Source organism: Actinomadura sp. NPDC000929 (genome assembly GCF_040492065.1).
Taxonomy (GTDB): Bacteria; Actinomycetota; Actinomycetes; order Streptosporangiales; family Streptosporangiaceae; genus Spirillospora; species Spirillospora verrucosospora.
This window is the reverse complement of the sequence record NZ_JBEUPA010000262.1, coordinates 1-5,446: the sequence shown is the minus strand read 5'-3', so window position 1 is coordinate 5,446 and position 5,446 is coordinate 1. Positions and strand designations below refer to the sequence as shown.

At 74.6% G+C, this 5,446-nt stretch carries 5 protein-coding genes; 1 reads left to right on the top strand and 4 read right to left on the bottom strand.

Annotated features, from left to right (window positions below; genetic code table 11):
• Positions 1-39 precede the first annotated feature (39 nt).
• From ABWI04_RS41405 to ABWI04_RS41395, 3 genes are all read right to left on the bottom strand, one after another.
• Complete coding sequence (locus ABWI04_RS41405; RefSeq protein WP_345177710.1) at positions 40-984, bottom strand: LysR family transcriptional regulator; 945 nt, start codon at positions 982-984, stop codon at positions 40-42.
• Between the two features lie 286 nt (positions 985-1,270).
• Positions 1,271-2,137, bottom strand: coding sequence for a DNA-3-methyladenine glycosylase family protein (locus ABWI04_RS41400; protein WP_353835828.1), 867 nt, complete (start codon positions 2,135-2,137; stop codon positions 1,271-1,273).
• 55 nt (positions 2,138-2,192) lie between these two features.
• Entirely contained in the window at positions 2,193-2,744 is a 552-nt protein-coding gene (locus ABWI04_RS41395; protein ID WP_345176313.1) for a CGNR zinc finger domain-containing protein, read from the bottom strand.
• 221 nt (positions 2,745-2,965) lie between these two features.
• Between ABWI04_RS41395 and ABWI04_RS41390 the strand changes: the two genes are divergently transcribed.
• A complete protein-coding gene (locus ABWI04_RS41390; protein ID WP_353835827.1) occupies positions 2,966-4,540 on the top strand; it encodes a Na+/H+ antiporter in 1,575 nt (524 codons plus the stop codon).
• Between the two features lie 28 nt (positions 4,541-4,568).
• On the opposite strand, the gene ABWI04_RS41385 is transcribed toward ABWI04_RS41390, so the two are convergent.
• Positions 4,569-5,141 carry a hypothetical protein gene (locus tag ABWI04_RS41385; RefSeq protein WP_345176309.1) on the bottom strand — a complete coding sequence of 191 codons (573 nt, stop codon included), beginning with the start codon at positions 5,139-5,141 and terminating at the stop codon, positions 4,569-4,571.
• Positions 5,142-5,446: the final 305 nt, after the last annotated feature.

Genomic DNA, 5,446 nt, shown 5'->3' with positions numbered 1-5,446 from the left:
CCCCGCCCGGTGTGCGGGGCGCCGCGGCGGGGGGCCGGGTCAGGGCGCGCCGCGGCGGCAGCTCGGACGGCGTTCGACCAGCAGGTCCGCCGAGCGGCGCAGCTCGCGCAGGACGGCCTCGACCGACGGCCGCACCTGCGCGCCGACGCGCGTCCACATGACCATCCGGCGCTCCACGGGGGCGTCGGCGACGTCCCGCACGACGATGCCCTCCTCCCGCTCGGCGAGCGCGAGGTCGGGCACCAGGCACACGGCGCCGCCCTGGGCGACCATCGCGAAGATCACCATGAGGTCGTTGGACCTGAAGCGGACGTCGGGCCGGAAGCCGCCCAGCTCCACGCACGTCCGTTCGAGCAGGTCGGCGTGGTTGGTGCCGACGTGCCCGGTGGCCCACGGGCACCCGGCCAGGTCGGCCATCCGGACCGGGCCGCCCGGCCCGGCGAGCGGGTGGCCCTCCGGCATCCCGACCCGCATGATCTCGGTGACGAGCACCTCGGAGGTCAGCTCCGGCCTGCGCGGCCGCGGCAGGTGCGAGTACTCGTCGTTCAGCACGACGTCGATCTCCTGGAGCACCAGCGCCTGGAGCACCCGGTGGAACTCCTCGTCCAGCACGTCCACGACGAGGTCGGGATAGGTATCCGCCAGCCGCGGCAGCGCCGGCGCGAGGACGTGCAGCAGCGCCGTCTGGAAGCCGACGACCCGCACCGCGCCCGCGACGCGCCCGCTCGCGGCGAGCGCCGCCTCCTCGGCCCGCTTCGCCCGCTCCAGGAGCGCCTCGGCGTGCTCGACGAGCACCTCGCCCGCCTCGGTCAGCCGCAGCCGCCGCCCGGCGCGCTCGACCACCGGCACGCCGACGTCCCGCTGCAGCTGCGCGAGCTGCTGCGACACCGCGGACGGCGTGTAGCCGAGGGCGTCCGCGACGGCCGCGAGCGTCCCGCGCAGCTTGAGCTCGCGCAGCACCCGCAGACGTCCGAGATCCAACATGGTGAAGAGATTCTTACACAATCCCTACAGAAAGCCTCGCTGGACCTGAATGTTGGACTGAGTCAAACTGTAGGTGCGACGGTGAGAGCGGAGACCCCGGCTCCCCCGGTCGCCCCGCGCGGGAACGCCGCCACTGCGATCCCAAGGAAGAAGACCATGCTGTACGTGCTCGGCCTCATCATCGCCCTCGCCGTCCTCGGCCCCCTCTTCGGCGCCGACAGCCGGGACGGCCTCGACTGGACCCGGAACAACTTCTGGCTGCGCCGCCGCACGGCGCAGGCCCCGGTCAGAAGGACCGATAGTCCCGCACCGGCAAACGGGGGCCACGCCTCGGCGGGTGCATCCCGGACGATTCCAGCAGCCGGGTGACCCGGTATCGATGACCGGCGTAGGGCTCCAGCAGTTCGAGCATCCCGGCGTCGTCGACCTTGCGGCCCGCCAGCGCCCAGCCGACCAGGCCGGGCAGGTGGTAGTCGCCGACGGAGACGGCGTCGGGATCGCCCACCGCGCGCTGCCTGACCTCGGCGGCCGTCCACACGCCGATGCCCGGCAGCGACCGCAGCCGCGCCTCGCCCGGGTCCTCCTCCAACCGCCGCGCGACCCGCGCCGCCCCGATGATCGTCCGGGCGCGGACGGCCTCCAGGCCGGACCGGTGCCACTCCCACGAGGGAATCCGGATCCAGACCTCCGGCGGCGGCGGCACCCGCAGGTGCGGGGCGCCGGGCGCGGGCTGCCCGAACCGGCGCAGCAGGTACGCCCAGGCGCGCCACGCCTCCTGCCCCAGGACCTTCTGCTCCATCACCGCCGGCACGAGCGCCTCGAAGACCCGCCCCGTCCGTCCGATCCGCAGCCCCGGACGCTTGAGCGCCTGGTCGCGGACGACGTCGTGCCGCGCGACGAACCCGTCCGGTTCGTCGGCCGCCCCCAGTAGCTCCGGCACCCCGTCCAGCAGCCATTCGGCGCCCGGCCCCCAGGCCTCGGCCTCGACGGCGTCCCCGGCCCACCCGACCCGCAGCGTGCCGGGACCGTCGGGGGTGTGGGACGTCCGCCAGACGGACCCGTCCCGCTCGAACCGGCACGCCGGATCGCGCGACCCGCGCCGATGCGGCGCCAGGACGTCCCGCAGATCCAGCTCCCACGGCGGCCGCCACATCCGGACCCGGGCGGGGGGGGGCCCCCCCGGGCCCCCGGCCCCCCCAACACTGCGATCAGACCGCGCGCTGGCGGGCGCGGTAGGCGGCGACGTGCATGCGGTTGCCGCAGGTGCGGCTGTCGCAGTACCGGCGGCAGCGGTTGCGGGACAGGTCCACCAGGACGCGCGAGCAGTCCGGGGCCTCGCAGGTGCGCAGCCGGTCCAGTTCGCCCGCGGCGACCACATAGGCGAGCGCCATGCCGCAGTCGGCGGCCAGGTGCTCGCCGAGAGGCGCGCCCGGCGCGAAGAAGTGCACGTGCCAGTGGTAGCCGTCGTGGTCGGTCAGGTGCGGCGTGGTGCGGACCTCGCCGACGATCTCGTTGATCCGCCGGACGGCGGAGGGGACGTCCCCGGAGCGGAACACCGCGTGGAAGCGGCTTCGCAGCTCCAGCACGCGGGCCAGGTCGGCGGCGGTGAGCTCGCCCACGTCGCTGAAGGCGTTGCGGTCCACGAACTCCCGCAGCCCGGGCAGCCCGCCGAGCTCCTCCGCACCGGACGCCGCCGCGCTCGTGTTGATCAGGTCGACGACGACGGCGAGCGCGTGCTCGGTGTCATGAGTGAAGATCACGATGACTCCAGTCTCGGGGGACCCGGGCGGTCGGGCGCCCGGCGTCGTCGCCGGGGCCGGGACGCGGCCCGTGGCCCCCACCCTATGACGGGAACCGCGCACGTCGGCGCCCACCCCGCCAGGACACGCTGGCGCCCACGGCGCCGGCATCCGAACGGAACGTTCCATCCCGTGGCCGGCCCCCGCGACTACCCCGCCGCTTTCCGGCAAGGACCATCGCCGTGGAGGAGGACCGGCTCTTCGTCGTCTTCCTGGCCGTCGCCGTCGTGGTCCTGCTGGCCCGCGGGCTGGCCGGGCGGCTGCGCGTGCCGGACGCCATCGTGCTCGTCCTGCTCGGCCTGGCGGCCGGGTTCGTGCCGGCGCTGCCCGCGGTCGTCGTCCCGCCCGAGGTGGTGCTGCTCGGGTTCCTGCCGCCGCTGCTCTACCACGCGGCGTTCTTCACCGCCCCGCGCGAGGCCCGCGCCGATGCCGTGCCCATCTTCGCGCTGGCCTTCGGCCTGACCACCGTCACGACCGTCGCGGTGGCCGCGACGCTGCACGTCCTGCTGCCGGACGTCGGCTGGACCGCCGCGCTGGCGTTCGGCGCCGCGGTGTCGCCCACCGACCCGGTGGCGGCGACGGCGGTGATGCAGCGGCTGGGCGCGCCGCCGCGGATGGTCACCATCCTGGAGGGCGAGAGCCTGATCAACGACGGCGCCGCGCTGACGATCTTCGGTCTGGCGGTCGAGGCGCTCGGCACCGACTTCACCGTGGCGCACGGTGCGGCCCGGGTGGCCCAGATCGTGCTCGGCGGCGTGGCCTACGGGCTGGTCGTCGGCGTCGTCGTCCGCCGGATCCGGCGCTGGATCAGCGATCCCGTCAGCCAAATCATCGTCTCCCTCGTCACGCCCTACGTCGCCTTCATCCCCGCGGACCGGTTCGGAGCGTCCGGAGTGCTCGCGACGGTCGTCGCGGGGTTCTCCATCGGCACGCACGGGGAGGGTTTCCTGCAGCCCGCCTCGCGCCTGGCCGGCACCACCTTCTGGCGGATCCTCACCTTCCTGCTGGAGTCGGCGCTGTTCGTCCTGCTCGGCCTGGAGATCCGGGAGATCGTGCGCGCCCCGGGCGGCCGGACCTGGGGGACGGTGGTGGCGGTCACGCTCGCGGTGTCGGCCGTGGCCATCGGCGTCCGGCTGCTCTGGCAGCTCGGCAACGGGCCGCTCGCCCGGCTGGTGCCCGGCGGCCGGCGCAGCCAGGCCGACCTCGGCCTGCGGGAGCGGCTCGTCATCGGCCTCGGCGGCATGCGCGGAGCGATCTCACTGGCCATCGCGCTGTCGCTGCCCATCGGCCTCGGCGGCGAGCGCGGGCTGCTGGTCCTGCTCGCCGCGCTCGTCGTGCTGGTCACGCTGGTCGGGCAGGCGCCGCTCCTGCCGCTCCTGCTGCGCCGGCTCGGGCTGATCGAGCCTGAACGGCGGCGCACGGAGTCGATGCTCGCCCGCAAGGCGGGGCTCCAGGCGGCCCTGGCCCGGCTGGACGAGCTCGCCGAGGAGGGCGAGGTCGACGACCAGACGGCCGAGGCCTTCCGGCAGATGCTCGAACTGCGCCTCGAACGCGTCCGGTACTTCCTGGACCGGGAGGGCGCCGAGGGGCCACGCCCGCCGGACAGCAGCCGCGTCCGCACCGAGCTGGTCATGGCGCAGCGCGCCAGGCTCCAGGCGCTCTACCGCAAGGGCCGGATCGGCGCCGAGACGCTCCGCGAGATCGGGCGGGAGCTCGACTTCGAGGACCCCGTGGCGGTGAGGCGGCCGCCCTCCTGAACCCGGTCCCGCCGCCGCGGCCGGGGCGTCAGCGCTCGTAGTGGGGGTCGGCGACGACGGGGTAGTAGGCGTCGGTGTGCTGGATGCGCATCGTGACGGCCGAGCCGTCCAGGGCGTAGTCGGCCTTCACCTGGCGGAACATCGAGTCGCTCGCCCACGGGTTGTAGAGCCGCCCCACCGTGGCGCCGTACCGCAGGTGCACGACGTCGTAGCCGCCGGACGGCATCGACTCCAGCGCGAGCCCGTCGGCGAGGGAGATCGCGAACCGGAACTCCGTGGGCGCGTCGGGGCCGTGGATCACCGTGAGCAGGCGCACCCCGCCGGCCGTCGTCTGCGCGACGATGTCGGTGTCGACGTCCACTCCGACGAAGACCCGCAGGCTCGGGCGCAGCACCTGGGCGACGGTGTCGGCCGCGGCGACGTCGATCCCGAGGTGGATCCGCTGCCCGTCCCGGGTCGGCACCCACACTCCGTCACGGGCGCGCTGTCCCCAGGCGACGTCGGGGTTCTCCATCTCCTGGGGCTCGTTCTTGCCTCGCGCGACCAGAATCCTGGAAGCGGCGCTCATCGCCGCGGCAGCCCCGTCCCGTGCATGCCTCATGGCGGGCCCCCTCGCCTTCTTCCATCACCGCGTGACTTCGCGCTCGTCCTGGGTTTACCACGGGCGGGGCGGACAGGACCCCCGATGGTCTGTCGCCGGTCGATTCGCGACGTTCGCCCCGTGCGTCGTTGGACCTTACACCACGCTTATACGCGCCGGTCGGGCCGGGCGCTGATCCTTCTCCCGCCCTGCTCGCGGTGCCGTGACGGTGCGCGCCCGGGGCCTCACGCAGCGGTACCTCGACCTCGGCCCCCTCGGCCCGCTCCTGCCAGACAACTGACCGGCCCGCCCTCCGGGCCCGTGCC